Raw genomic sequence first — 24,301 nt, 5'->3', positions numbered from 1 at the left:
CGACCGCGGGCGGGGTGGGAATGCCGGGCGGCGAGGGCGTGGTGTACTCGCCGACTTCGCCGGTGACTTTCGCCACGATGCCGGCGAACGGCGCATGCAGCGTAGTGCGTTCGATCCCCGCCTGCGTCACGCGGATCTGCGCCTGCGCGCGCTTGACGTCGGCGGCGAGCGCGTCGCAGTTGGCCTGGCGCGCGCGTGCTTCGGCGCGCGCATCCTCGCCGCGCTGCGGGCTGACGAAACCTTTTGCGGCCAGTTGTTCGGTGCGCTCGGCGTCGCGGCGGGCGGTGTCGGCCATGATGCAGGCTTCGCGGTGGCGCTGTTCGCTGGTGGTCAGCTGGCGGCTGGCCAATTCGCGCTGCGCGGCGAGGTCGCGGTTCCACAGTTCCAGCAGCGGCTGTCCGGCTTTCACGCGTTCGCCTTCCTTCACCCACAGCTTGACGATCTGTCCACCCGACACCGGCGCCAGTTTGGCGCGGCGGCAGGCCTTGATGGTGCCGGCGCGGGTGTTGACCACAGTGGACTCCACCGTGCCGCGTGCCACGGTCGCCAGTTCGACTTCCGGCGGCTGCGGTCGGGTGAAGTGCCAGCCGGCGTAGGCCAGCGCGGCAAGGATCAGCAGGATCAAGGCCAGACGCAACAGGGATTGAAGTTTGGGCATGGCAGGCAAGCGGTACGGAACAGAGCCAATGTACCATCCGGCCATGCCGAAGACACTCCTTCCCGCCACGCTCGAATTCAGGAACGGTGTGGCGTATTCCGCGCTGTACGACGATCAGTATTACCCGGCCGCCGATGCCGCAGCACAGGCGCACGCCCTGTTCCTGAAGGGCTGCGGTGTGCCGCAGGCCTGGGCCAGGCGTCCGCATTTCACGGTTCTGGAAACGGGTTTTGGCAGTGGCTTGAATTTTCTGGCCACCTGGGCGGCCTGGCGCAGCGATCCGGCGCGCCCGGCCCGGCTGCATTTTCTGTCCATCGAAAAACACCCGTTCCGCGCGGCCGATCTGGCGATCCTGCATGCGCAGTGGCCGGAATTCGCACTGCTGTCGCGCGAACTGCTGGCGAACTGGCCGTTACCGATGCCGGGGTTTCATCGCATCGCGCTCGACGGCGGGCACGTGCAACTGACGCTGATGCTGGGCGACGTGCGCGATTGCCTGCCCCAACTGCAGGCCGGGGTCGATGCGATATATCTGGATGGCTTCGACCCTGCCCGTAATCCCGATATGTGGCAGCCCAAGCTGTTTTATACCCTGGCGCGGCTGGCCCGGCCCGGTGCGCGGGTAGCCAGCCGCACGGCGGTGGCAGCGGTGCGACTGGGGCTGGAACGCGCTGGCTTTTCCTGTGACGTGCGTCCGGGCGCTGGCAACACGCCCGCCAGCGTGGCCGCGCGTTTTTCCGGTAGCCTGGTGCGAGGGGATAGTGCGGCGCCGCGCCACGTCGTGGTCATTGGCGCTGGCGTGGCGGGTGCGGCGGTGGCGCACGCGCTGGCGCAGCGCGGCGTCGCCGTCACCGTGCTGGAACGCGCCGATGCGCCGGCGCAGGCGGCGTCGGGCAATCCGGTGGCGGTATTTCGCCCGGTGATTTCACGCGACGACAACCGCTCGACACGTTTCACGCGGGCGGCCTTTCTGCATGCGATGCGCGCGTGGCCTGCGCTCGGCGACAGGCTGGCCTGGTCGGCCTGCGGCGTCCTGCATCTGGCGCGCGATGCCGACGTGGCCGTGAAACAACAGCTGGCCCTGGCCGAAACCCGGCCGCCCGCTGAATATGCGCGCTGGGTGGAGCGCGACGAGGCGCGCGAGCTGGCGAACTGGCCGGTGGATGCGCCCGGCGTGTTCTACCCGGGTGCGGGCTGGGTGGAACCGGACAGTTTGTGCCGCGCCTGGCTGGATCATCCCGCCATCCGCTTGCGCACCGGCTGTGTCGTTGCACGCGTGCAGGCAGAGGCCGGCGGCTGGCAGGTACAGGCGGAGGATCGGCAGGTGCTGGCTACGGCCGACGCGGTGGTGCTGGCGAATGCCTTCGACGCGCTACGGCTGGCCGATGCCGATTGGCCGCTGGAAACCGTGCGCGGCCAGGTGACGCGTCTGCCGCCGGGTTGCCTGCCGCAGATCCGCCGCGTCATCGCGCGCGAGGGGTATATCGCACCGGGCGGGGCGCAGCCAGTCATCGGGGCGACCTATGAAAACAATGATCCTGACGTCGCGCCGCGGCGCGAGAGCGATCTGCTGAATCTGGAGCGCCTGGAAGCGATCCTGCCGGGCGTGCGCGCGTGTGTCCCGGTGGACGAACTTAGCGGGCGCGCTTCGCTGCGCGCCACCATGCCGGACCGCCTGCCGCTGCTGGGCGCGATCTCAGGGCAGGCCGGACTGTATGTTGCGGCGGGCTATGCCTCGCGGGGCATGGTGTGGGCGGGTTTGTTGGGAGAGGCGCTGGCGGACCGGATCACGGGGCAGCCGTGTCCGCTGGAGGCCGAACTGATGCAGGCGATCGCACCGGACCGTTACAGCCGGTAAGTGATCAGGCGGCGGTGAGGGGTTTGCCGGTATGCGCGGCGACCGACTGCCCCGCTTGGTCGTACAGCCCACCCTGGGTGGTGGTGGCGTGGATCAGCACATTCAGCGCCTGGCGGGTGCTGGCGAGGCGCATTTCGATCAGTTTGCCGATGCGCAGGTTCATGGCCTGCGCCTGTTGTTCCATCTGGCACAGCTGCTGCCATTGGCTGCGGTGTTCGGGCTGGCCGTGCTGGCTCAGCCAGGTGTTCATGCCGACGTGGTCGGCGCTGAGACCGGCCGCCCGCAGGATTTCGTGGCGTGCGTTCGCCAGATTGTTCAGGGTGTTCAGTTGCGCCAGTTTGGAAGCGTTCAGGCGTGACAGGTGATCGGCCTCGCCCTTGATCAGCGCCTGTTCTTCCTCGCCCATGACATTGAGCATCGCCTGCCAGGCTGCGCATTCCGCGGCCAGCCGGCCGAGTGGGGCCGGGATGCTGGCGGCTTCACTTGGCGGCATGGAGCATTTCTTTCACGGAATCGAGCAGGCTGCTGGCGATGTTGCCGCTGTTGATCGCATATTGCCCGCTGGCGATGGTTTCCTTGATGCTTTCCACCCGTGCGCGATCTACCATCGGAATGGATGCCAGCTGGGACTCCATTTGGGCCAGTTCGGAGGCGCGCGCGCTCAGTTTCACCTCGGTCTGGTCGGGCTGGGCACGTTGATTGACCTGGGTTTGCGCGGGACGGGCATCGCCCGAGATGGGCGGGGTAAGTTTCAGGCTGGGATCAATTTTCATGGCGATTTCCTGTAACTGAACGGGCAGGGTGAAACGACAGCACACCCTTAAGCTACATCAGTAACGTCAGTTTGCAAACCATCCTGAAGGGGGGCCATCCTGAAAGGGGAATCAGTAGACGACGACTTGCTGGCCGTCATGGGCGATGCCGCTCACCACCTGCCCGGAGGCGGTCTTGATCCGCACCCGCTCGCCCTTGCTGGCATTGGCCAGCGCCATACCTTCGCTTTGCACGGAAAACCCCGGGCCGTTCATCACGATGCGGGTGGTTTGCCCCTGCTGCACCACCAGCGGCGAACGCAGCAGCCCGGAACGCAAGGGCGCGTTGGCCGCCAGTCCGGATACCGTGCGGTAGCCCACGATGGCCTCGATATCGCTGGCCACGTCGCTGGTCAGTTGTCCGAGATCGCCTTCGCGCAGCATCAGATCGCTCAGGGTCAGCACGTGGTTCGCCGGCAGCGCCTGGGTGGTCGCCACATAACTGCCGATCAGTTTGATCTGTGCCGGCAGATAGACCGTCCACGTCGACGGCGCCAGACAGCGCACCCCTACGGTGGTTTTGCCGATGCGGCGGCTGCCGGGCGGCTGGAAGGCCTCCAGCGCGTCGCAGGCGTCCGGCGTGCTGCGCGGCGGCTTGACGCTGACGCTGAGCTTGCCGGGCAGGCCCGCGGCCTGCATTTTCAGGAAATGCTCGGCGTGCGCCTGCAGGGCAGCCGGGCTCGAATCTGCCGCGTGCGCCGCGCCGGACAGGCACAGGCAGGCGAGTGCGATCTGCCCGGCTGCGCTGCGGATGGCTTGTAACGGTGAATGTGACATGTCGGCTCCTGGCATCAGACTTTTACACAGTGCCAGTGTAGGAAGGCGAGCCGCATTTCAAGAGCCGAATAAGGCGGTCTTTCTGCCGTTTCTCCTGCGATTGAATTGACAGAGGCGCACCTAGGATGCAGTCATCGCAAAAAGGGCTTTGCAGCGACGGCGGCAAGGCAAAGAGGTGACGAAGATGTCGAACGGCGTAGATCAGTTATTGAGTTTCCACCAGCAGGCGCTGCGTGTACGCGACCAGCGCCAGCAGGTGCTGGCGTCCAACATCGCCAACGCGGACACGCCCAACTACAAGGCGCGCGATCTGGACTTCAAGGCTGCGCTGCAAGGCGCGCTGAGCGGATCACCCGCTGCGGGCGGGGTGACGCTGGCGACCACGTCGCCCGGTCATCTGGCCGGCAAGGCCGGGTTGTCGGGCAACGGCGGCTTGCTCTACCGCACCCCGGCGCAAGGCAGCGTGGACGGCAATACCGTGGACATCGACGCCGAGCGCGCCGCCTTTGCCGAGAACGCCGTGCAGTATGAATTCAATCTAACCCGGATCACCAGTCAAATCAAAAGCATGTTGACCAGTATCCAGGGGTGAGGAGGCACTGAATGTCTTTATTCAATATTTTCAACGTGGCCGGTTCGGCCATGAACGCCCAGTCGCAGCGGCTTAACGTCGTCGCCAGCAATCTGGCCAACGCCGACAGCGCGGTGAGCGCCAACGGCGAGCCCTACAAGGCCAAGCAGGTGGTGTTTGCCGCGACGCCGATGGGCGAGGGCGGCGCGACCGGCGTGAACGTAGCGGCGGTGATCGAGGATCCGTCGCCGATGAAGCTGGTGTACGACCCGAAAAACCCGCTCGCGGACGACAAGGGCTACGTGAGCATGCCCAACGTCAATGTGGTGGAAGAAATGGTCAACATGATTTCCGCCTCGCGTTCCTACCAGTCCAATGCGGACATGATGAGCACCACCAAGTCCCTGCTGCTCAAGACCCTGAACATCGGCAATTAATTTTAAGGAGCCCTCATGAGCACCGTACAAGACACCACGAGCGTCAGCAGCCTGTTCGGCGCCGGCTCGGCAACCCAGGCAAAGAACAGCACGAAGGAAACCGAGGATCGTTTCCTCAGCCTGCTGGTGGCGCAGATGAAAAACCAGGATCCGCTGAATCCGCTCGACAACGCCCAGGTGACCAGCCAGCTGGCCCAGCTGTCGACCGTGCAGGGGATCGAGAACATGAACGCCACGCTGCAATCGCTCGCGGCCAGCATGGGCGTCGGCCAGATGTCGGAAGCCGCCAACCTGATCGGCCATGGGGTGCTGGTGCCCGGCAACACGCTCAATCCGTCACTGCAGCAGGACGTGATGGGCTTCGAGCTGTCGCGCCCGGCCGACTCGGTCAGCATCAGCATTCTGGATGCGGCGGGCAATGAGGTTCGCAAGCTCAACCTCGGCTCGCGCGAGGAAGGTATCAACGTGGTGGCGTGGGATGGCCTGACCAGCAATGGCAGTACGGCGCCTGCGGGCAAGTACAGCTTCCAGGTCGACGCCACCCAGAGCGGCCAGAAAGTCAGCAACACAGCCCTGTATCTGAGCGGCGTGACCAGCGTGTCGCAGAGCAGCGAGGGCGTGAAGCTGAATCTGGCGGACAACGAGAGCGTGAGCTATGCCGAGATCAGACAGATTTTTTAAACCGGATACCCCATCCGGACCGTGCGTAAGTAAAGCGAATCAAGCAGTCGACACAATCAAAAGGAGCAGATCATGAGTTTTCAGCAAGGTTTGAGCGGATTGAACGCCGCATCCAAGAACCTGGACGTGGTGGGCAACAACGTTGCCAATGCCAGCACCGTGGGTTTCAAGCAGTCGCAGGCCGTATTTGCCGACCTCTACGCCAATTCGCTGTCCGGCTCGGGCGGCTCGCAGGTGGGCATCGGCGTGAAAGTGGCGCAGGTCTCGCAGCAGTTCACCCAGGGCAACATCACCTCGACCAGCAATCCGCTCGACATTGCGATCAACGGCAACGGTTTTTTCCGCATGGACAACGGCGGCGAGGTCACTTACCAGCGCAACGGCCAGTTCCAGCTCGACAAGCTCGGCTTCATCGTCAATCCAAGCGGCTCCAAGCTGACGGGCTATACGGCCAACGCCAGCGGCGTGTTGTCGACCGGCGCACCTGCGCCCCTCAGCATTTCGACTTCCGACCTGGCCCCCCTGATCACCAGCGAAGTGAATGCGGTGCTCAATCTGGACTCGGGCAGTCCGGTCATTCCGGCATTGCCTGCATTCAATATTGCCGATCCGACTACCTTCACCAACTCGACTGCGGTGACGGTCTACGACAGCCTGGGCAACGACCAGACCCTGCAGATGTTTTACGTCAAGCGCGCTGCGGGCTGGGATGTCTACGCTGCCAATGACGGCGTGCAGATCGGCGCGGCGCCGTTTGCCAACCTCACCTTCAACACCAGCGGCGTGCTGACCACCGCGATGCCGCTGGCGCCGATCAACGTGCCGGCCACCGCGCCCGGCGCGACCAATCCATTTCCGATTGCCGTCGACTTCACCGGCACCACCCAGTTTGGCGCCAATTTCAGCGTGAACTCGCTGGACCAGGATGGCTTTACCTCCGGGCGGCTGGCCGGGTTCGACCTGTCCTCCGACGGCATCGTGCTGGGCCGCTATACCAACGGCCAGACGGCCGTGCTGGGTCAGGTGGTACTGGCGGGTTTTGCCAATCCGAACGGCCTGCAGCCGATGGGCAACAACCAGTGGGTCGAAACTGCGACCTCCGGCGTGCCGCTGGTGGGTGCGCCGGATTCGGGCAGTCTGGGCGTGCTGCAGTCGCGGGCGGTGGAAGATTCCAACGTCGACCTCACCGCCGAACTGGTCAACATGATCACCGCGCAGCGCATGTATCAGGCCAACGCGCAGACGATCCAGGCGCAGGATGAAATCCTGCAGACCCTGGTCAACCTGTAAGCGCCTGAACCACGCGGCTGACTACTGAGGAGCCATCATGGATCGTCTTATCTACACTGCGATGACGGGCGCGAAACACACGCTCGAACAGCAGGCGACGACATCGCACAACCTGGCGAATGCGAACACGACCGGTTTTCGTGCGCAGATCGACCAGTTCCGTGCGGTGCCCGTTCAGGGGGCGATCCTGCCCACGCGTACTTTCGTCGTCGACTCCTCCACCGGCAGCGATTTCGGCTCGGGCGCGATCCAGCACACCGGGCGCGAGCTGGATGTAGCGGTGCAGGGCGAGGGCTGGCTGGTGGTGGAGGCCCCGGACGGCAGCGAGGCTTACACCCGCAACGGCAGCCTGAAGATGGATGAAAATGGCCTGTTGCAGACACGTGACGGACTCACGGTGCAAAGCGACAGCGGGCCTCTGACGTTGCCGCCCGGCCGCAACCTCGCGGTAGCGGCCGACGGCACGATTTCCCTGCTGCCAGACGGTTCCGATCCCATCGGTCTGACCACCATCGGGCGCCTCAAGTTGGTGAATCCGGCCGCAACCGATCTGGTGCGCGGCGACGACGGCCTGTTCCGCATGAAAAGCGGCGAGTCGGCTGCCGTCGACCCGGCGGTCTCGCTGATCAGCGGTGCGCTGGAAACCAGCAACGTCAATGTGGTCGATGCGATGGTCGACATGATTTCGCTGGCGCGCCAGTTCGACATGCAGATCAAGCTGCTGGAACGCGCGGAAAGCAACGACAGCAAGGCCAGCCAGCTGCTGGCGACGAATTGAACACTTTGACTGACTGAAGGAGCCGACATGATTCGCTCACTATGGATTTCCAAGACAGGTCTGGATGCGCAGCAAACGCAGATGGACGTGATCTCCAACAACCTTGCCAACGTTTCCACGGCGGGCTTCAAACGCGCGCGTGCCGTGTTCGAGGATCTGCTCTATCAGACCATCCGCCAGCCGGGTGCGCAGTCGTCCGAGCAGACCCAGTTGCCGTCTGGCCTGCAGCTCGGCACCGGGGTAAAACCGGTGGCGACCGAGCGCATCTTCACCCAGGGCAATCTGCAGCAGACCGGAAACGCCAAGGACGTGGCGATCCAGGGGCAGGGCTTCTTCCAGGTGCTGATGCCGGACGGCACCACTTCCTATACCCGCGACGGTTCGTTCCAGGTCGATTCCAATGGCCAGCTGGTGACGGCCAGCGGCTATGCGGTTCAGCCCGCGATTACCCTGCCGGCCGATACGCAAAGCCTGACCATCGCGATGGATGGCACGGTGTCGATCACGCAGGCCGGCTCGTCCACGCCGGTGACGGTCGGCAATCTGCAGCTGGCAACCTTCATCAACCCGGCCGGCCTGCAGAGCCTGGGCCAGAACCTGTATGCCGAAACCGCCGCATCGGGCACCCCGAACACCAATACGCCGGGCAGCAATGGCGCGGGTACCCTGAACCAGGGCTATATCGAAACCTCGAACGTCAACGTGGTGGAAGAACTGGTCAACATGATCCAGACCCAGCGCGCCTACGAAATCAACAGCAAGGCGATCACGACATCCGACGAAATGTTGCAGCGCCTGACCCAGATGTGAGATTGGCCATGAACACGCCGCGCCTCAACCGATGGATGAAACAGCTTGCAGCGGGCCTGAACGGGCGGGTTGCCGCCTGTGCGCTGGCAACGATGCTGGCGGCCTGCGGCACCACGCCCAGCAGCATCATCCAGCAGCCGAGCACGTCCCTGCCGCTGCCACCGCAGGAGTACAAGGCGGCCAGCAACGGTTCGATCTATCAGGTCGCCACCTACCGGCCCATGTTCGAGGACCGCCGCGCGCGCCTGATCGGCGACGTGTTGACGATCACCATCAACGAAAAATCGTCGGCAGGCTCGACCGGATCGTCCAGCGCCTCGAAGTCCGGTGCGGTCGATGCCCTGGTCAGCGCCACGGCCGGCCTCCCTTTGCTGAGCACCTTGCTGGATAAATTCCAGGACGCGAACGTGGTGTCGGAGAACTCGGGTGAGTATGCCGACAAGTCCGCACTGAGCTCCGGCAACACCTTCAATGCCAGCATCTCCGTGACCGTGACCAATGTGCTGAGCAACGGCAATCTGGTGGTCTCCGGCGAGAAGCAGATCGCGCTCGACAAGGGGGTGGAGTTCATCCGCTTCTCCGGCGTCGTGAATCCCGACGACATCCAGCTGGGCAATATCGTGTCGTCGACCAAAGTGGCGGACGCGCGCCTCGAATATCGCACCACTGCCAAGTACGACGCGGCTGAGCTTACGAGCTGGCTGGCGCGTTTCTTCTATAGCTTCCTACCCTTGTAAACGGGGCTCGACATGACACTTTCACGCCTGTTTCTCCTGACCGGTCTGCTCGCGGCGCTGGGCCTGCCCGGCATCGTTCATGCCGATCGCATCAAGGACCTGGCCTCGTTCCAGGGCGTTCGCACCAACCAGCTGGTGGGGTATGGCCTGGTGGTGGGCCTGGACGGGACCGGCGACCAGACCACGCAAACGCCTTTCACCACACAGAGCATTTTCAACATGCTGACCCAAATGGGCGTCAACCTGCCGCCGGGTTCGGGTCCCAAGATGCAGCTCAAGAATATTGCTGCGGTCATGGTCACGGCCGACCTGCCTGCTTTTGCCCAGATCGGGCAGAACATCGATGTCACCGTGTCGTCGATCGGCAATGCCAAAAGCCTGCGCGGCGGCACGCTGGTGATGATGCCGCTGAAAGGCGCAGACGGGCAGGTGTATGCGATGGCGCAAGGCAGTCTGGCGGTCAGCGGCGCGGGTGCGGCAGCCAGCGGCAGCAAGGCGCAGATCAACCATCTGGGCGTAGGCCGCATCCCGGCCGGCGCTACGGTCGAGCGTACGGTCGCCACCACGCTGGGGGCATCGGGCAATCTCAATCTGGAGCTGCGGCAGAGTGATTTCCAGACGGCCAGCCGGGTGGTCGAAGTGGTGAACAAGCGTTTCGGCAATGGAACAGCGCGCGCCGTCAACGGCCGCGTGATCGAGGTGCGCACTCCGGCCGGCGAAAACGAACGGGTTGCGTTCCTGGGCGAAGTCGAAAGCCTGAATGTCAGCCCGGCGCAGTCGATGGCCAAGGTCATCATCAATGCACGCACCGGCTCCGTGGTGATGAATCAGGCGGTGACGCTCGATCGTAGTGCGGTGTCGCACGGCAATCTGTCGGTGGTCATCAGCACCACGTCGAACGTGAGTCAGCCGGAGGCGTTCTCCAAGGGACAAACCGTGGTGACGCAGGAGTCGCAGATCGAGATCACGGCCAAGGAAGGCGAAGTCATGCTGGTCAGACCCAGCGCATCGTTGGCCGAGGTGGTGAAGGCGCTCAACTCGATCGGCGCCACGCCGCAGGACCTGCTGGCGATCCTGCAGGCGCTCAAGGCATCGGGCGCGCTGCACGCCGAGCTCGAAGTGATTTAACCTAAAAACCGCAGTTGACCGCTTGTCACCTTGAGGAATGCCGCATGAATACTGGATTTTTTGCCTTCGATCACGTTCACCTTCTGGGTGAGTCCGCTACACGCCCGATGGCACGCCTGCTCGTGCGCCTACCGTTGTCGCGCCTCCTTGCGGGCCCCGGCCCGCAGCGTCGTTGCTTCGCGGCAGACACCCGATCAGACGCACCCTCGGGCGCGTCCAACTGCGGTTTCTAGGTTTAAGGAATCCTCCCATGGCCATCAATACGGACATGTCTGCCGGGCTGGCGATTGACGCCAACAGCCTCGCCAAGCTCAAGACCAGTGCGGCGCAGAACTCGCCCGAGGCGTTGAAAGCCACTGCGCAGCAGTTCGAGGCCGTGTTCATGAACATGCTGATGAAAAGCATGCGCGAGGCCACGCCGAAGGAGGGCATGTTCGATAACGAGCAGACCCGCATGTACACCTCGATGCTCGATCAGCAGCTCACCCAGCAACTTGCCAGCCGCGGAATCGGTCTGGCCGACGTGATGGTGCGCCAGTTGTCGCGCACCTCGCAGCCGCCTGTAGGCGAAGCGGCGCGCGCGCGCACGCCTGCGGGCCTGGAACTGGCGCCCCGGCAAAATCTTGAATTCAATGCAGCCCGGGCAGAGGCGGCTGAGCCAGAAGCGGCCCTGTCCCTGAACGGACTGGTTCAGCCTGCCGCGCTGGTTGCCCCTGCGGCCAGCCCGCGCAAGGGCGACGCGCCCGCTCATGTTGAGTCCTTTGTGCAGCGCATGCTGCCGCATGCCCAGGCCGCCAGCGCCAGCAGCGGGATTCCCGCCCAGTTCATGATGGGACAGGCGGCACTCGAAACCGGCTGGGGCAAGGCGGAGATCCGCGGCGCCGACGGCCAGAACAGCCATAACCTGTTCGGCATCAAGGCCGGCGGAAGCTGGACCGGGCGTACCGTCGACATCGTCACCACTGAATATGTGAACGGCAAGCCGCAGAAGCAGGTCGACACGTTCCGCGCCTATGATTCCTATGCCGATTCGTTCCGCGATTACGCCAAACTGCTGGGCGGCAATGCCCGCTATCAGCATGTGGTCGCAGCCGGACATGACGCGGCCGGGTTCGCCCAGGGCCTGCAGCAGGCCGGCTATGCCACCGATCCAAAGTACGCCCAGAAGCTGATGGGCGTGATCCGGCTGGTCGAAACCGGATAAATAATTGAACCTGGCATTTAAGTTATGGCCAAACCGGCCGATTCCTCAATTGAGCGAACATCCGCCCCCCTCGAAATCCACCCGGGCATAGTCAAATGGCAACCAGCATTCTCAGTATTGGACAAAGTGCACTCGCCGCCGCGCAGGTAGGGATCAACACGACAGGCCATAACATCGCGAATGCCGCAACGCCCGGCTACAACCGGCAAATCGTCGTGCAGGGGGCCGCCCAGGCGCAAAACTTCGGCTTTGGTTTTCTCGGTCAGGGCGTCGATGTCTCCTCGGTCACGCGCGTATACAACGAATTTCTGGGCAATCAGGTCCAGACCGCGCAAACCACGAAAAGCGGGCTCGACAGCTATTACGCCCAGATCCGGCAGATCGACAATCTGTTGGCCGATCCGACGACCGGCCTGTCGACAGCCATGCAGGAGTTTTTCGCGGGTTTGCAGGACGTTTCAACCAGCCCGACGTCCATCCCGGCGCGGCAATCGGCCTTGTCGACTGCAGAATCGCTGGCAACCCGTTTTCAAAGCCTGAGCGGACGCCTCGAAGAGATCGAGCGCAGCCTGAATGGGCAGATCCAGTCCAGCGTCTCCGATATCAATACCCTGGGCTCGCAAATTGCCCTGCTGAACGATGCGATCGGCAAGGCCGAGCGTGCAAGCGGCCAGCCGCCCAACGATCTGCTCGACCAGCGCGATCAACTGCTGCTGGAACTGAACAAGCAGATCAAGGTGACGGTCGTCGAGCAGGGCAGTGAATACAACGTGTTCATCGGCAATGGCCAGCCGCTGGTCGTGGGAACGACATCGAGCATGCTCGTCAACGTGGCCTCTCCGACCAACCCGGAAAAGATCGAAGTCGCCTTCCGCGCCAGCAATGGCAACCTGGTTCCTCTGGCGCAATCGGCACTGTCCGGCGGCGAGCTGGGCGGGCTGCTGGATTTCCGTACCCAGTCGCTGGAGCAGGCGCAGAACGCGCTGGGCCGGGTGGCCATCGGCCTGGCCGCCACTTTCAATGCCCAGCATCAGAGCGGATACGGACTTGACGGCTCGACCGGCAATGCCTTCTTCACGGCAGGCGCTCCGGTAGTGGGCGAGCATGGCAGCAATACCGGCAATGCCGTGATCGGCGCCGCCATCAGCAGTCCCACTGCGCTGACCACCAGCGACTACCGCCTGCAATACGATGGCACCAACTACACCGTGACGCGTCTGTCCGACAACACGGCCACCACTTTCGCCAGTTTCCCGCAGACCGTAGACGGGGTGACGCTGAGCCTGGCATCGGGCGCGGCTGCCGCAGGCGACAGTTTCCTGATTCGCCCCACTGTCAACGGCGCATCCGGTTTTGGCGTGGCCATTACCGATCCGGCCAAGCTTGCCGCTGCCGGTGTGGCCGGCGCCGTGGGCGACAACAGCAATGCCCTGCTGCTGGCCGGACTGCAAACAAGCCGCATCCTGGGTAACAGCACCCTCACGTATCAGGATGCCTATTCGCAGCTGGTGAGCCAGGTGGGCAACAAAACCCGCGAACTGGATGTGACCAGCAGCGCCGCCGCAAAGATGCTCACCGAGGCGACCCTCACCCTGCAGAACGAGTCGGGCGTCAACCTCGACGAGGAAGCAGCCAACCTGTTGCGTTACCAGCAGGCTTACCAGGCTGCCGGCAAGGTAATGCAGATTGCCAGCGAGTTGTTTGACGTGTTGCTCTCGATTGGCCGATAAGGAGTAGTCCACCATGCGTATCAGCACCCAGCAGATGTTCGAAATCGGCTCCACCCGCCTGGTAGACCTGCAGAGCCGGCTGCAAAAAACCCAGGAACAGATCGCCAGTGGCCGCCGCATCCTGAGCCCGTCGGACGATCCGATTGCCGCAACCCGCGTCCTCGACGTCACGCAATCGCAAACGGTCAACAAGCAATACGGCGTCAATCGCCAATACGCAACGAACAATCTGTCGCAGGTGGAAGTCACCTTGGGTGGCGTGACCGAGCTCATGCAGACCATCAAGGAAACCATTACCACGGCACGCAACGTCAAACTGGGCGATAGCGAACGCGCCTTCATGGCGAGCGAACTGGATGGCCGGCTGCAGCAGCTGCTGGGTTTGGCCAACACCCGCGATTCCGCTGGTAATTACGTGTTTTCAGGCTTTCAGAGCCATACCCAGCCATTTGTCCAGACGGCCACCGGTGCGAACTATCAGGGCGACCTCGGCCAGCAGAAGATACAGGTCGATGCTACCCGCCAGATGGCAGTCAGCACCCCCGGTTCGATCGTGTTCCAGTCAGGCGGACAGGACATTTTTGCCACGCTGACCGATCTCGTTACCCTGCTGAACACGCCGGGTACCGCCGGCCTGACCGTCGGCCTGGATAGCGCCGACGCCGATATGGATATTGCGCTGGATCGGGTGCTGACCGTGCGCGCCTCGGTGGGCGCCAATCTGCAGGAACTCGAAGCGCTCGACAACGTGGGATCGGACCGCGATCTGCAATACAAGCAGCTTTTGTCCGAACTGCAGGATCTCGATTACACCCAGGCCATCACCCAGCTTACGCAGCAGCAGGTTGCGCTCGAGGCCACGCAGAAAACGTTTGCGAAAACCTCCAGCCTCTCGCTCTTCAACTTCATGTAATCCCCTGCATCGGGCGGGCTGGATCAATTAGCCGGAGGCGCCCACAGGGGCGATTGCCGGCTTTCTGCATTTCAAGCGTCACCAAACAAAAATCATGCCTGTTACGCGTTATTTGCGTGATCCGGCATGAAGAATTCCGAACGCCTGCCGATATAAAGCCTGACTATCAAGTTTGCTGATTCAGCCTTGCATGCCTGATAGGGAAGATCGGGCAGCAGGTTGCCAAACAAAACCAAGAAAATGCATCGCGCATATAACGGAGTTCGAACATGACGATTGATATGAGCCAGTTTTACCAGGTTTTTTTCGACGAGGCAGATGAGCTGCTCGCGGAAATGGAGAAACTGCTGCTGGCTATCGACGTAACCGATCCGGATAGCGAAGACCTCAATGCAATCTTTCGCGCAGCCCATTCCATCAAGGGCGGCGCAGCTACCTTCGGATTCAGCGACATCACCGAAGTGACCCATACCCTGGAGTCCTTGCTGGACCGGATCCGCAAGGGCGAGATGGCTTTGACGCCCGATCATGTGGACGCTTTCCTGGTGTCGAAGGATGTCCTGACCATGCTGATGGGCGGCCATCACCATGGCACAGCGGTTGACGAACCCGCCGTTGCCAGCGTCAGCACGCGACTCGCCGCTCTGTCGAACGGAACGGCCGCGGTAGCGGCCCCGGCTGCGGCGCCCGTACCCGCGCCGGCGGCCATTGAAGCCCCGCCAGCCGATATCCCGCCCGCAGCCGATGCTGATGGCAATTTCCACATTCGCATCGAGCTGCCCGATGTGCCGCAGCGCGATGTGGATGCGTTGGCGACCGAGTTGGGCTTGCTGGGTACGATCACCCAGGAAGTACTGGCCGATAAACGCGCGGTCTTTACACTGGTGACCCGCGAGAGCCAGGACGACATCGTCGCGATCTGTTCGTTTGTGCTCGATCCCGATGATCTGAAAATCACCCATGCCGCAGCAGCGGCGCCAGCCAGCGCACCCGTTGCGGCCGCAGCCGAGGTGGCGCCAGCTGTGGAAACAGCACCTGCAGTGGAAGCCGTACCCGCAGCGCCTGCTGCCAGCTTGCCAACCGAGGCCCGCAATCCGGGGCGGCGCGCCACCGACAAGGACGCCAGTTCGCAGGAATCCTCGTCGATCCGTGTGGGAGTCGAAAAAGTCGACCAGTTGATCAATCTGGTGGGCGAGCTGGTGATCACGCAGGCCATGATCGAGCAGCGCATTCTGGCGCTGGACCCGTTGATCCACGAGCGTTTGCTCAACAGCGCAAACCAGCTGGCACGCAACACGCGCGACCTGCAGGAAGCCGTGATGTCGATCCGCATGATGCCGATGGATTACGTGTTCTCGCGCTTCCCGCGCATGGTGCGCGACCTGGCGACCAAGCTCGGCAAGAAGGTCGAGATCATCACGCGCGGCGCCGCCACCGAGCTCGACAAGGGCCTGATCGAACGTATCGTCGATCCACTGACGCACCTGGTGCGCAACAGCGTGGATCACGGCATTGAAATGCCCGACAAGCGCCGCACCGCCGGCAAGAGCGAAACCGGCAAGCTGACCCTGTCCGCCGCGCATCAGGGCGGCAATATCGTGATTGAAGTGACCGACGATGGCGGCGGCCTCAACCGCGAGCGCATCCTGGCCAAGGCGATGCAGCAGGGCTTGAACGTGTCGGAATCCATGCCGGACAACGACGTGTGGCAGCTGATTTTCGCCCCTGGATTCTCGACCGCGGAAATCGTCACTGACGTATCAGGACGCGGCGTCGGCATGGACGTGGTCAAGCGTAATATTTCCGCGATGGGCGGCACCGTCGAAATTCGTTCGACGCCCGGCTCTGGCAGCACCATTTCGATTTCCCTGCCGCTGACGCTGGCAATCCTGGACGGCATGTCGGTCAAGGTCGGCGAAGAGGTCTACATCCTGCCACTGGGTTACGTCGTCGAATCCCTGCAACCGGAGGCGATCGACGTCAAGGAAATTGCCGGGCAGGGCAAGGTGGTCAAGGTGCGCGAAGAGTACCTGCCGCTGATCATGCTGTTCGAACTGTTCGATATCGAACCCCAGCACGTCAATCCGGCGAATGGAATCATCGTCATCCTCGAGGCCGACGGCAAAAAGGCCGCCTTGCTGGTCGACGGTCTGGTCGGGCAGCAGCAGGTCGTGGTCAAGAACCTGGAATCCAATTTCCGCAAAGTGCCGGGCATCTCGGGCGCCACCATTCTGGGTGACGGCGGCGTGTCGCTGATTCTCGATGTCTCCGCACTCCTGCGCTAAGGCTTCCACAGCCGACCGAATTCAAGACCCGACACCTTAAAGATCAGACAAGGATCGACCCCATGAGCTACACCACGCAAACCCAGACCAGCCTGAACACGTCCGAAAAGGGCGGGGTGGACGAGTTTCTCGCCTTCACTCTCGGCGGTGAGGAGTACGGCATCAATATCCTGCGCGTGCAGGAAATTCGCGGCTACGAACCGGTTACCCGGATTGCCAACGCCCCCGCGTTCATCAAGGGCGTGGTCAACCTGCGCGGCACCATCGTGCCGATCGTGGACATGCGCATCAAACTCGGTTTGGGCGAACCCACCTATGACCAGCTCACGGTCGTGATCATTCTCAATCTGGGCGGCCGCGTGGTCGGCATGGTGGTCGACAGCGTCTCCGATGTCACCACGCTGTCGGCCGAGCAACTCAAGCCCGCACCCGACATCAGCACATCGTTCGACAGCGATTTCCTGATCGGCCTGGGCACTCTGGGCGACCGCATGCTGATCCTGGTGGATATCGACAAGCTGATGTCCAGTTCCGATATGGGCTTGTTCGACCCCGCTGCGTCATGAGCGGCAATCCTGCGCTGTGGCCGCTTACCCGCATTCAACAAGAGAGTGAATCATGCTGACTAATCTGAGTATCAAATCCCGGTTGATTTTCGTGATCGGTTTTCTGTCGATGCTGCTGGTGGGAGGCGGGGTTCTGGGATTGACCGGTCTGGCTTTTACCAACGCGGCCTTGAAAAACGTCTATGAGGGAAAAATGGTCGCGCTGGGCCAATTGAATCAATTGTCCATGCTGATCAATCAGAACCAGATCATGGCGGCAGAAATGACCGCCGGCCAGTTATCGGCCTTTCCGCAAGAACTGGCGGTGATCGACAAGATGACCGGGGAAATCGGCAGCACGATCAATCAAATCGACTCGATCTGGAAAGGCTTTCTTGAACGGGAACTGTCCCCGGACGAAATCCAACTGGCCGAGGCATTCGATGCAACGCGTAAAACCTATGGCCGTGAAGGCATGGCACCGATCCTGGCAGCGTTGCGGGCCCATGACTTCCAGCAGGCAGGCGAAGTGTTGCAAGGCGCTTTGAGCCAAACTTATCCTGCCGTGCGGCAAAGCCTGGATGCGCTCAACCAGTTGCAGATGGACAAGGCCAAAATCGAATACGAGTCTGCCAAGACCCGTTATGCCATTGTCAAGGTGGTTGCCATCGCAGGCATTCTGTTCGGTCTGATCCTGGCCTCAGTGGTTGGATACTGGTTGGTTCGCGCAATCTCACGCCCCTTGAACGAAGCGGTTCGAGTTGCCAAGAGTGTTGCAGCGGGTGATCTGACGCAAACAATCAACGTGCACTCGCAGGACGAAACGGGCCAGTTGATGGGGGCTATGCAGGACATGAATACCAGCCTGGCCGATATCGTCAGTCAGGTGCGCATCGGCACCGAGACCATCTCGGTTGCGGCGCGTGAGATTGCAACGGGCAACGCCGACCTGTCGTCGCGTACCGAGCAGCAGGCGAGCTCGCTGGAAGAAACCGCCTCGTCGATGGAAGAGCTCACCAGCACGGTCAAGCAGAACGCCGAGAACGCGCGCCAGGCCAACCAGCTGGTGCAGTCCACCGCCGAAGTCGCCGTCAAGGGCGGCAATGTCGTGGGACAGGTCGTCGACACCATGGCCTCGATCAGCGAAAGCTCGCGCAAGATCGCCGACATCATCGGCGTGATCGACGGCATCGCCTTCCAGACCAACATCCTGGCGCTGAACGCGGCGGTGGAAGCCGCGCGCGCCGGCGAACAGGGCCGGGGATTCGCGGTCGTCGCCTCCGAAGTGCGCAACCTTGCGCAGCGCAGCGCCGGCGCTGCCAAGGAAATCAAATCCCTGATCGAGGATTCGGTTGGACAGGTTGAGTCGGGCGGGAAGCTGGTAGGCGAGGCCGGCAAGACCATGGGCGAGATCGTCACCTCGGTCAAACGGGTGACCGACATCATGGGCGAGATTGCAGCGGCGAGCCAGGAACAGAGCGCCGGCATCGAGCAGGTCAACCAGGCCATCACCCAGATGGACGACGTCACCCAGCAGAACGCTGCGCTGGTCGAACAGGCCGCAGCTGCGGCGATGAGTTTGCAGGAGCAGGCCGATAACCTGACGCAAGCGGTCAGCGTATTCAAACTGGATAGCGGGGTCTACAGCGTCCATTCCGAGCTTCCGGCGCTGAAGGGCGTGATGGCGACGAAGCGGGTCGCCCGCACGGGGGGCAAGCTTGCTGCCTCGCCGGCGGCGGTTGCCCGGACGAAGAAGCTGGCGGTCGCCGGTGGCAATGACGAATGGGAAGAGTTCTGAGATGCCTGTCCATCTCCCGCGGTCATGCCACGTCCAGTGGTATGCAGATGTGGATGGGCCGTTATTCCAGCCAGGAAACGTAACGGTGGATATTGAAGGTTTTGCAAAATGAAACTTAAGTCAAAAATTGTTTTGAGCATGGGATTGGTGTTCGTGCTCTTCGGCGTCGCGATCGGCGTAGCGCTGACCGGCATGCAGAGCAACAAGAGTCGGTTCGAGAATTTCCTCGCCAAGGATCTGGCGCTCGCCCAGGAAGCCAACAGCCTGTATTCACAAGGGCTGCAAATGGGCCAGGCCGTGCGCAATATCGTCATGGACCCGGCCAATCAGGCTGCCTACAAGAATCTGGACGCGGCGTCTGCCGAATTCAAAAATGCCAGCGAGAAAGCCCTGGCCCTCGCGGCCAACCATCCGGATGAGCTGAAGGTCCTGCAGGAAGTGGTCGCATTGCGCGAGCAGCAGATTCCGCTCCACGCCAAAGTGGTGTCGCTTGCAAGCAGCGATCAGGTCGCGGCCATTGCGGTCATCAGCAAAGAAGAAACACCAGTCTGGCGCGAGATCAGGACGCGTCTGATGGACTACCTCAAAGTCAAACGTGACGCCGTTGAGAATACCAAGGCCGAGATGGCCGCGTTCAGTCAGCGCATGCTGACGATCACGCTGGTTCTCGTGGTGATGGCGCTGGTCGTGGCAAGCGCCATCGTATTCTGGCTGGTCTGCCACATCATGAAACAACTTGGTGGCGAGCCAGCCTATGCTGTGGAGATCGCGCGCGCCATCTCCAGCGGTGACTTCTCCAACTCGGTCACTCTGGAAAAGGGCGACACCTCCAGCCTACTGTTCGCCATCAATGTGATGCGCGAAAACCTGACCGGCACGGTGAGCGACATCCGGCATGCGACCGAGACCATCGCCGTTGCCTCGCGTGAGATTGCAACGGGCAACGCCGACCTGTCGTCGCGTACCGAGCAGCAGGCGAGCTCGCTGGAAGAAACCGCCTCGTCGATGGAAGAGCTCACCAGCACGGTCAAGCAGAACGCCGAGAACGCGCGCCAGGCCAACCAGCTGGTGCAGTCCACCGCCGAAGTCGCCGTCAAGGGCGGCAATGTCGTGGGACAGGTCGTCGACACCATGGCCTCGATCAGCGAAAGCTCGCGCAAGATCGCCGACATCATCGGCGTGATCGACGGCATCGCCTTCCAGACCAACATCCTGGCGCTGAACGCGGCGGTGGAAGCCGCGCGCGCCGGCGAACAGGGCCGGGGATTCGCGGTCGTCGCCTCCGAAGTGCGCAACCTTGCGCAGCGCAGCGCCGGCGCTGCCAAGGAAATCAAATCCCTGATCGAGGATTCGGTTGGACAGGTTGAGTCGGGCGGGAAGCTGGTAGGCGAGGCCGGCAAGACCATGGGCGAGATCGTCACCTCGGTCAAACGGGTGACCGACATCATGGGCGAGATTGCAGCGGCGAGCCAGGAACAGAGCGCCGGCATCGAGCAGGTCAACCAGGCCATCACCCAGATGGACGACGTCACCCAGCAAAACGCTGCGCTGGTCGAACAGGCCGCGGCTGCGGCGATGAGTCTGCAGGAGCAGACCGATAACCTGAAGCAAGCGGTCAGCGTATTCAAACTAGGCGGCGAGAGTTACAGCGGCATGTCGCCGGCATCGACGCACCCGCGCGCAAGGCCCACCCTGCCGCCCGCCGCAAAACACAAGCAACTGGCTGCAAACAGCCACAGCAGCGACGAGTGGGAAACGTTCTGAGCGATTGGACAATTCTATAAAACAACGGAGAACAGCGACATGCTAGACAAACTGGAAAACCTCAGCATCAAGACCATCCTGATCGTTGCGATCACCTCGATGACCTTGCTGTTGGTGATTGTGGGTGTAACCGGCATACGCGGAACAGCCAAAACCCTGCAGATGGATCAGCAGGCTGTGCAGGCCAGCACCAATGAAGCAGGTGTGATGCGCGTGTTGAAGGTCATGGAAACAAGCCGCGCGCAAGTGCTGCTGGCACTGCAGCACAATCCCTCTTATGAATTTGCGTCCATGCATGATCATGCGCTCAGCCTGCACCTGAACGCGCTCGGCCAATCGCAGGACGATCTCAAGAAGCTATGGTCCGAATTTTATGCAGAGATGGCAGACACGCCGGAACAGAAACTGGCTGATGCGTTTTATGCCGATAGCGCCAATCTGGCTGCAGACGGGTTTGCCAAGGCGAAACAGGCGCTGGAGTCGGGCAATTGGAGTGCGGCGCAATCGAGCCTGTTGAACGAGATCGATCCGGCTTTCAACAAGAGCGCGGCTGCCCAGACCGCATTGCTGGTGGGTCTATTGGATCGAAGCAAGGCGCACAGTGAGGAGGCTAGCGAGATTGCCGCTGACGCAAAGTTCAACATGATCCTGACGATCATCATCGCTTCGCTGGCCGCATTGGCAATCGGCGGGCTTCTGATGCGGATGATCACCAAGCCACTGACGCTGGCGGTTGATTTGGCCAACAAGGTGGCGGAAGGCGATCTGAGCTTTCATCTGGACGATGTGGCACGCGACAACGAGTTCGGTCGCCTGCTTGTTGCCCAGCAGTTGATGGAGCGCAAGCTGGCGGACATCGTCGGCCAGGTTCGCACCGGAACCGACACCATCACGGTGGCTGCGCGTGAGATTGCAACGGGCAACGCCGACCTGTCGTCGCGTACCGAGCAGCAGGCGAGCTCGCTGGAAGAAACCGCCTCGTCGATGGAAGAGCTCACCAGCACGGTCAAGCAGAACGCCGAGAACGCGCGCCAGGCCAACCAGCTGGTGCAGTCCACCGCCGAAGTCGCCGTCAAGGGCGGCAATGTCGTGGGACAGGTCGTCGACACCATGGCCTCGATCAGCGAAAGCTCGCGCAAGATCGCCGACATCATCGGCGTGATCGACGGCATCGCCTTCCAGACCAACATCCTGGCGCTGAACGCGGCGGTGGAAGCCGCGCGCGCCGGCGAACAGGGCCGGGGATTCGCGGTCGTCGCCTCCGAAGTGCGCAACCTTGCGCAGCGCAGCGCCGGCGCTGCCAAGGAAATCAAATCCCTGATCGAGGATTCGGTTGGACAGGTTGAGTCGGGCGGGAAGCTGGTAGGCGAGGCCGGCAAGACCATGGGCGAGATCGTCACCTCGGTCAAACGGGTGACCGACATCATGGGCGAGATTGCAGCGGCGAGCCAGGAACAGAGCGCCGGCATCGAGCAGGTCAACCAGGCCATCACCCAGATGGACGACGTCACCCAGCAAAACGCTGCGCTGGTCGAACAGGCCGCGGCTGCGGCGATGAGTCTGCAGGAGCAGGCGGACGTTCTTGCTCAGGCGGTCAGCGTGTTCAAGCTCGATAGCCACAATTTCACGCAGCATGCGCCCCGGAAAACCGCATCCAGCCGCAACTTGCCTAAACCGCATGCCATGGAGGCCCGGTCACGTCCGGCCACCAGCCAGAAAAAGCTGGCCACGTCTTCCAGCAGCGACGGCGAGTGGGAAGAATTTTAATCCCTCCCTATCCGGTATCAACTTGAAGAAGGACTCGCCATGCGAACCAATCTGCCCGTAACCAATGTCGAATACGTGCTGCAGGACGATGAGACCATCGTCTCGAAAACAGATCTGCACGGCAATATCATCTACGTCAACCATACCTTCGCTGAGGTCAGCGGCTTTAGCGAAGACGAGCTGATCGGTGCGCCGCAAAACATTATTCGCCATCCGGATATGCCTGCCGAGGCATTCGCCGACATGTGGCACAGCCTGAAGAACGGCAATGCATGGACCGGTCTGGTCAAGAATCGCTGCAAGAATGGCGACCATTACTGGGTGGAAGCCAATGCCGCTCCCATTATCGAAAACCGCAAAGTGGTCGGTTACAGCTCGATCCGCACCAAGCCCAGCCGGGCGCAGGTACAGGCCGCGGATAGCGTGTACCGGTCGATCAAGGCTGGCGACACCAGTTACAAGATCCAGGACGGCCGGGCCGTCAAACAAACTGTGCTACGACGTTTGGGATTGGCGCGAACCTATTCCACCCGGACCCTGGTGCAGGCGCTGGTCGGTGTGATGATTGCCGTCAGCCTGCTGGTGGGCACCTTGGCCTGGCTGGCACTTGACGGCGACGGCGCGGGCTACCTGAAAGCCCTGATGGTGATCGCAGCATTGGGTGTGCTGATGGCGCTGCTATTCGGCATGGCGTGTTATCGCGGCATCATCACGCCGCTGCTGGATGCCGCGCATGACGTGGGGCGCATGAGCGCAGGTGATTTGACTGGACATATCGTACCCAGCGGCAGCGCCGGACTGGTCAAGCTGATGCAGTCCCTGCGGGTGCTGCAGCTCAATACCAAGTGGCTGGTGATGCAGATCAAGGAAAGCACCGACAGCGTGAACTTGGGGGCGCAGGAAATTGCCCGTGGCAATGCCGATCTGTCTCGCCGTACCGAGTCGCAGGCCTCCAGCCTGGAAGAAACGGCCAGTTCGATGGAGGAACTGACCAGCACAGTGGCAGAAAACGCGACCAATGCCCACATGGCCAGCAAGCTGGTGGCTTCGACCGCCGACATTGCGGTGCAGGGGGGCGAGGTGGTCGGCAAGGTGATCGAAACCATGGCTTCGATCAATAGCAGCTCGCGCAAGATCGCCGACATCATTGGTGTGATCGACGGCATTGCCTTCCAGACCAACATCCTGGCGCTCAACGCTGCGGTGGAAGCCGCGCGCGCCGGTGAGCAGGGCCGCGGTTTTGCCGTGGTGGCGGCCGAAGTGCGCCACTTGGCGCAGCGCAGTGCCAGTGCGGCGAAGGAAATCAAGACGCTGATCGTCGATTCGGTGGCGCAGGTGGACCTCGGCCGCAAACTGGTCAATGAAGCGGGCGAAGCGATTGATGACGTGGTGACCTCGGTGCAACTGGTGGTCGAGATCATGGACGGCAGTGCGACGGCCAGCCAGGAACAGAGCGCAGGCATCGCCCAGATCAACCAGGCGGTCGGTCAGATGGATGAAATGACGCAGCAGAATGCAGCGCTGGTGGAACAATCCGCTGCTGCTTCCGAAAGCTTGCAGGAGCAGGCCGCCAAGCTGGCGCAAGTGGTGGGTACGTTCAAAATTTCGCGCGGCGCGCAGAGCGGTTCACCGCGTGGCGGCAAACCGGCGCTGTCTCATGTGGGCAGGCCGGCTTCGGCGTTGCCCCGTTTGAGCGCGTGAAACATCGCACCTTGCTGAACGCCACGTTGACCAATGGGCGTGGCGAGTCGATAACCT

At 62.2% G+C, this 24,301-nt stretch carries 22 protein-coding genes; 18 read left to right on the top strand and 4 right to left on the bottom strand.

The window, feature by feature from the left end:
• A partial coding sequence (locus IV098_RS11755) for an efflux RND transporter periplasmic adaptor subunit (protein ID WP_296889322.1) occupies positions 1–658 on the bottom strand: 658 nt, incomplete at its 3' end.
• 43 nt (positions 659–701) lie between these two features.
• Here IV098_RS11755 and mnmC point away from each other — a divergent pair.
• Positions 702–2,516, top strand: coding sequence for a bifunctional tRNA (5-methylaminomethyl-2-thiouridine)(34)-methyltransferase MnmD/FAD-dependent 5-carboxymethylaminomethyl-2-thiouridine(34) oxidoreductase MnmC (mnmC, locus tag IV098_RS11750; RefSeq protein WP_296889320.1), 1,815 nt, complete (start codon positions 702–704; stop codon positions 2,514–2,516).
• Between the two features lie 4 nt (positions 2,517–2,520).
• Here the strand turns inward: mnmC and IV098_RS11745 are convergent, their stop codons facing one another.
• The 3 genes from IV098_RS11745 to flgA all read right to left on the bottom strand — a co-directional run bounded on the left by IV098_RS11745 (position 2,521) and on the right by flgA (position 4,105).
• Complete coding sequence (locus IV098_RS11745; RefSeq protein WP_296889319.1) at positions 2,521–3,009, bottom strand: flagella synthesis protein FlgN; 489 nt, start codon at positions 3,007–3,009, stop codon at positions 2,521–2,523.
• On the bottom strand, positions 2,996–3,289 hold the full coding sequence (gene flgM / locus IV098_RS11740; RefSeq protein ID WP_296889317.1) for a flagellar biosynthesis anti-sigma factor FlgM: 294 nt from the start codon (positions 3,287–3,289) through the stop codon (positions 2,996–2,998). The genes IV098_RS11745 and flgM overlap by 14 nt, the downstream gene beginning before the upstream one ends.
• A 111-nt stretch (positions 3,290–3,400) precedes the next feature.
• Positions 3,401–4,105 (bottom strand): flagellar basal body P-ring formation chaperone FlgA, encoded by a 705-nt coding sequence (gene flgA / locus IV098_RS11735; RefSeq protein WP_296889315.1) that lies wholly within the window; start codon positions 4,103–4,105, stop codon positions 3,401–3,403.
• Between the two features lie 184 nt (positions 4,106–4,289).
• Here flgA and flgB point away from each other — a divergent pair, with 184 nt between their 5' ends.
• The 17 genes from flgB to IV098_RS11650 all read left to right on the top strand — a co-directional run bounded on the left by flgB (position 4,290) and on the right by IV098_RS11650 (position 24,244).
• Complete coding sequence (gene flgB / locus IV098_RS11730; protein WP_296889314.1) at positions 4,290–4,697, top strand: flagellar basal body rod protein FlgB; 408 nt, start codon at positions 4,290–4,292, stop codon at positions 4,695–4,697.
• Positions 4,698–4,708: 11 nt separating this feature from the next.
• Positions 4,709–5,113 (top strand): flagellar basal body rod protein FlgC, encoded by a 405-nt coding sequence (gene flgC, locus IV098_RS11725; protein ID WP_296889312.1) that lies wholly within the window; start codon positions 4,709–4,711, stop codon positions 5,111–5,113.
• Between the two features lie 15 nt (positions 5,114–5,128).
• On the top strand, positions 5,129–5,794 hold the full coding sequence (locus IV098_RS11720) for a flagellar hook assembly protein FlgD (RefSeq protein WP_296889311.1): 666 nt from the start codon (positions 5,129–5,131) through the stop codon (positions 5,792–5,794).
• A gap of 72 nt (positions 5,795–5,866) precedes the next feature.
• On the top strand, positions 5,867–7,084 hold the full coding sequence (flgE, locus tag IV098_RS11715) for a flagellar hook protein FlgE (protein WP_296889309.1): 1,218 nt from the start codon (positions 5,867–5,869) through the stop codon (positions 7,082–7,084).
• A 37-nt stretch (positions 7,085–7,121) separates the two neighbouring features.
• Positions 7,122–7,862: a flagellar basal-body rod protein FlgF gene (gene flgF, locus IV098_RS11710; RefSeq protein ID WP_296889307.1), complete on the top strand. Its 741-nt coding sequence runs from the start codon at positions 7,122–7,124 to the stop codon at positions 7,860–7,862.
• Positions 7,863–7,889: 27 nt separating this feature from the next.
• Positions 7,890–8,672, top strand: coding sequence for a flagellar basal-body rod protein FlgG (gene flgG / locus IV098_RS11705; protein WP_296889305.1), 783 nt, complete (start codon positions 7,890–7,892; stop codon positions 8,670–8,672).
• Positions 8,673–8,680: 8 nt separating this feature from the next.
• Positions 8,681–9,409, top strand: coding sequence for a flagellar basal body L-ring protein FlgH (locus IV098_RS11700; RefSeq protein WP_296889304.1), 729 nt, complete (start codon positions 8,681–8,683; stop codon positions 9,407–9,409).
• A gap of 12 nt (positions 9,410–9,421) precedes the next feature.
• Positions 9,422–10,537 (top strand): flagellar basal body P-ring protein FlgI, encoded by a 1,116-nt coding sequence (locus tag IV098_RS11695; protein WP_296889303.1) that lies wholly within the window; start codon positions 9,422–9,424, stop codon positions 10,535–10,537.
• A gap of 250 nt (positions 10,538–10,787) precedes the next feature.
• Positions 10,788–11,741: a flagellar assembly peptidoglycan hydrolase FlgJ gene (flgJ, locus tag IV098_RS11690; protein WP_296889301.1), complete on the top strand. Its 954-nt coding sequence runs from the start codon at positions 10,788–10,790 to the stop codon at positions 11,739–11,741.
• A 95-nt stretch (positions 11,742–11,836) separates the two neighbouring features.
• The gene (flgK, locus tag IV098_RS11685; protein ID WP_296889300.1) at positions 11,837–13,471 is read left to right on the top strand and encodes a flagellar hook-associated protein FlgK; all 1,635 of its coding nucleotides are present in this window, start codon (positions 11,837–11,839) and stop codon (positions 13,469–13,471) included.
• A 13-nt stretch (positions 13,472–13,484) separates the two neighbouring features.
• On the top strand, positions 13,485–14,384 hold the full coding sequence (flgL, locus tag IV098_RS11680) for a flagellar hook-associated protein FlgL (protein ID WP_296889298.1): 900 nt from the start codon (positions 13,485–13,487) through the stop codon (positions 14,382–14,384).
• A gap of 269 nt (positions 14,385–14,653) precedes the next feature.
• Positions 14,654–16,669 (top strand): chemotaxis protein CheA, encoded by a 2,016-nt coding sequence (gene cheA / locus IV098_RS11675; protein ID WP_296889296.1) that lies wholly within the window; start codon positions 14,654–14,656, stop codon positions 16,667–16,669.
• Between the two features lie 62 nt (positions 16,670–16,731).
• Positions 16,732–17,235, top strand: a complete 504-nt coding sequence (locus IV098_RS11670; protein ID WP_296889294.1) for a chemotaxis protein CheW — start codon at positions 16,732–16,734, stop codon at positions 17,233–17,235.
• Between the two features lie 52 nt (positions 17,236–17,287).
• On the top strand, positions 17,288–19,012 hold the full coding sequence (locus IV098_RS11665) for a methyl-accepting chemotaxis protein (protein ID WP_296889292.1): 1,725 nt from the start codon (positions 17,288–17,290) through the stop codon (positions 19,010–19,012).
• A gap of 108 nt (positions 19,013–19,120) precedes the next feature.
• A complete protein-coding gene (locus IV098_RS11660) occupies positions 19,121–20,776 on the top strand; it encodes a methyl-accepting chemotaxis protein (protein ID WP_296889291.1) in 1,656 nt (551 codons plus the stop codon).
• Between the two features lie 39 nt (positions 20,777–20,815).
• Positions 20,816–22,543 carry a methyl-accepting chemotaxis protein gene (locus tag IV098_RS11655; protein WP_296889289.1) on the top strand — a complete coding sequence of 576 codons (1,728 nt, stop codon included), beginning with the start codon at positions 20,816–20,818 and terminating at the stop codon, positions 22,541–22,543.
• Between the two features lie 39 nt (positions 22,544–22,582).
• Complete coding sequence (locus IV098_RS11650; RefSeq protein WP_296889288.1) at positions 22,583–24,244, top strand: PAS domain-containing methyl-accepting chemotaxis protein; 1,662 nt, start codon at positions 22,583–22,585, stop codon at positions 24,242–24,244.
• The last annotated feature ends 57 nt before the right edge of the window (positions 24,245–24,301 follow it).

Origin of the sequence: Thiobacillus sp. (genome assembly GCF_018780105.1) — a bacterium.
Classification (GTDB): Bacteria; Pseudomonadota; Gammaproteobacteria; order Burkholderiales; family Thiobacillaceae; genus Thiobacillus.
This window is presented reverse-complemented; position numbering and strand designations above follow the sequence as displayed.

What these genes read in the sequence shown, in the direction of transcription:
- mnmC (WP_296889320.1), top strand. Translation starts at nt 702, where the DNA reads ATGCCGAAGACACTCCTTCCCGCCACGCTCGAATTCAGGAACGGTGTG.
- IV098_RS11745 (WP_296889319.1), bottom strand. Translation starts at nt 3,009, where the DNA reads ATGCCGCCAAGTGAAGCCGCCAGCATCCCGGCCCCACTCGGCCGGCTG.
- flgM (WP_296889317.1), bottom strand. Translation starts at nt 3,289, where the DNA reads ATGAAAATTGATCCCAGCCTGAAACTTACCCCGCCCATCTCGGGCGAT.
- flgA (WP_296889315.1), bottom strand. Translation starts at nt 4,105, where the DNA reads ATGTCACATTCACCGTTACAAGCCATCCGCAGCGCAGCCGGGCAGATC.
- flgB (WP_296889314.1), top strand. Translation starts at nt 4,290, where the DNA reads ATGTCGAACGGCGTAGATCAGTTATTGAGTTTCCACCAGCAGGCGCTG.
- flgC (WP_296889312.1), top strand. Translation starts at nt 4,709, where the DNA reads ATGTCTTTATTCAATATTTTCAACGTGGCCGGTTCGGCCATGAACGCC.
- IV098_RS11720 (WP_296889311.1), top strand. Translation starts at nt 5,129, where the DNA reads ATGAGCACCGTACAAGACACCACGAGCGTCAGCAGCCTGTTCGGCGCC.
- flgE (WP_296889309.1), top strand. Translation starts at nt 5,867, where the DNA reads ATGAGTTTTCAGCAAGGTTTGAGCGGATTGAACGCCGCATCCAAGAAC.
- flgF (WP_296889307.1), top strand. Translation starts at nt 7,122, where the DNA reads ATGGATCGTCTTATCTACACTGCGATGACGGGCGCGAAACACACGCTC.
- flgG (WP_296889305.1), top strand. Translation starts at nt 7,890, where the DNA reads ATGATTCGCTCACTATGGATTTCCAAGACAGGTCTGGATGCGCAGCAA.
- IV098_RS11700 (WP_296889304.1), top strand. Translation starts at nt 8,681, where the DNA reads ATGAACACGCCGCGCCTCAACCGATGGATGAAACAGCTTGCAGCGGGC.
- IV098_RS11695 (WP_296889303.1), top strand. Translation starts at nt 9,422, where the DNA reads ATGACACTTTCACGCCTGTTTCTCCTGACCGGTCTGCTCGCGGCGCTG.
- flgJ (WP_296889301.1), top strand. Translation starts at nt 10,788, where the DNA reads ATGGCCATCAATACGGACATGTCTGCCGGGCTGGCGATTGACGCCAAC.
- flgK (WP_296889300.1), top strand. Translation starts at nt 11,837, where the DNA reads ATGGCAACCAGCATTCTCAGTATTGGACAAAGTGCACTCGCCGCCGCG.
- flgL (WP_296889298.1), top strand. Translation starts at nt 13,485, where the DNA reads ATGCGTATCAGCACCCAGCAGATGTTCGAAATCGGCTCCACCCGCCTG.
- cheA (WP_296889296.1), top strand. Translation starts at nt 14,654, where the DNA reads ATGACGATTGATATGAGCCAGTTTTACCAGGTTTTTTTCGACGAGGCA.
- IV098_RS11670 (WP_296889294.1), top strand. Translation starts at nt 16,732, where the DNA reads ATGAGCTACACCACGCAAACCCAGACCAGCCTGAACACGTCCGAAAAG.
- IV098_RS11665 (WP_296889292.1), top strand. Translation starts at nt 17,288, where the DNA reads ATGCTGACTAATCTGAGTATCAAATCCCGGTTGATTTTCGTGATCGGT.
- IV098_RS11660 (WP_296889291.1), top strand. Translation starts at nt 19,121, where the DNA reads ATGAAACTTAAGTCAAAAATTGTTTTGAGCATGGGATTGGTGTTCGTG.
- IV098_RS11655 (WP_296889289.1), top strand. Translation starts at nt 20,816, where the DNA reads ATGCTAGACAAACTGGAAAACCTCAGCATCAAGACCATCCTGATCGTT.
- IV098_RS11650 (WP_296889288.1), top strand. Translation starts at nt 22,583, where the DNA reads ATGCGAACCAATCTGCCCGTAACCAATGTCGAATACGTGCTGCAGGAC.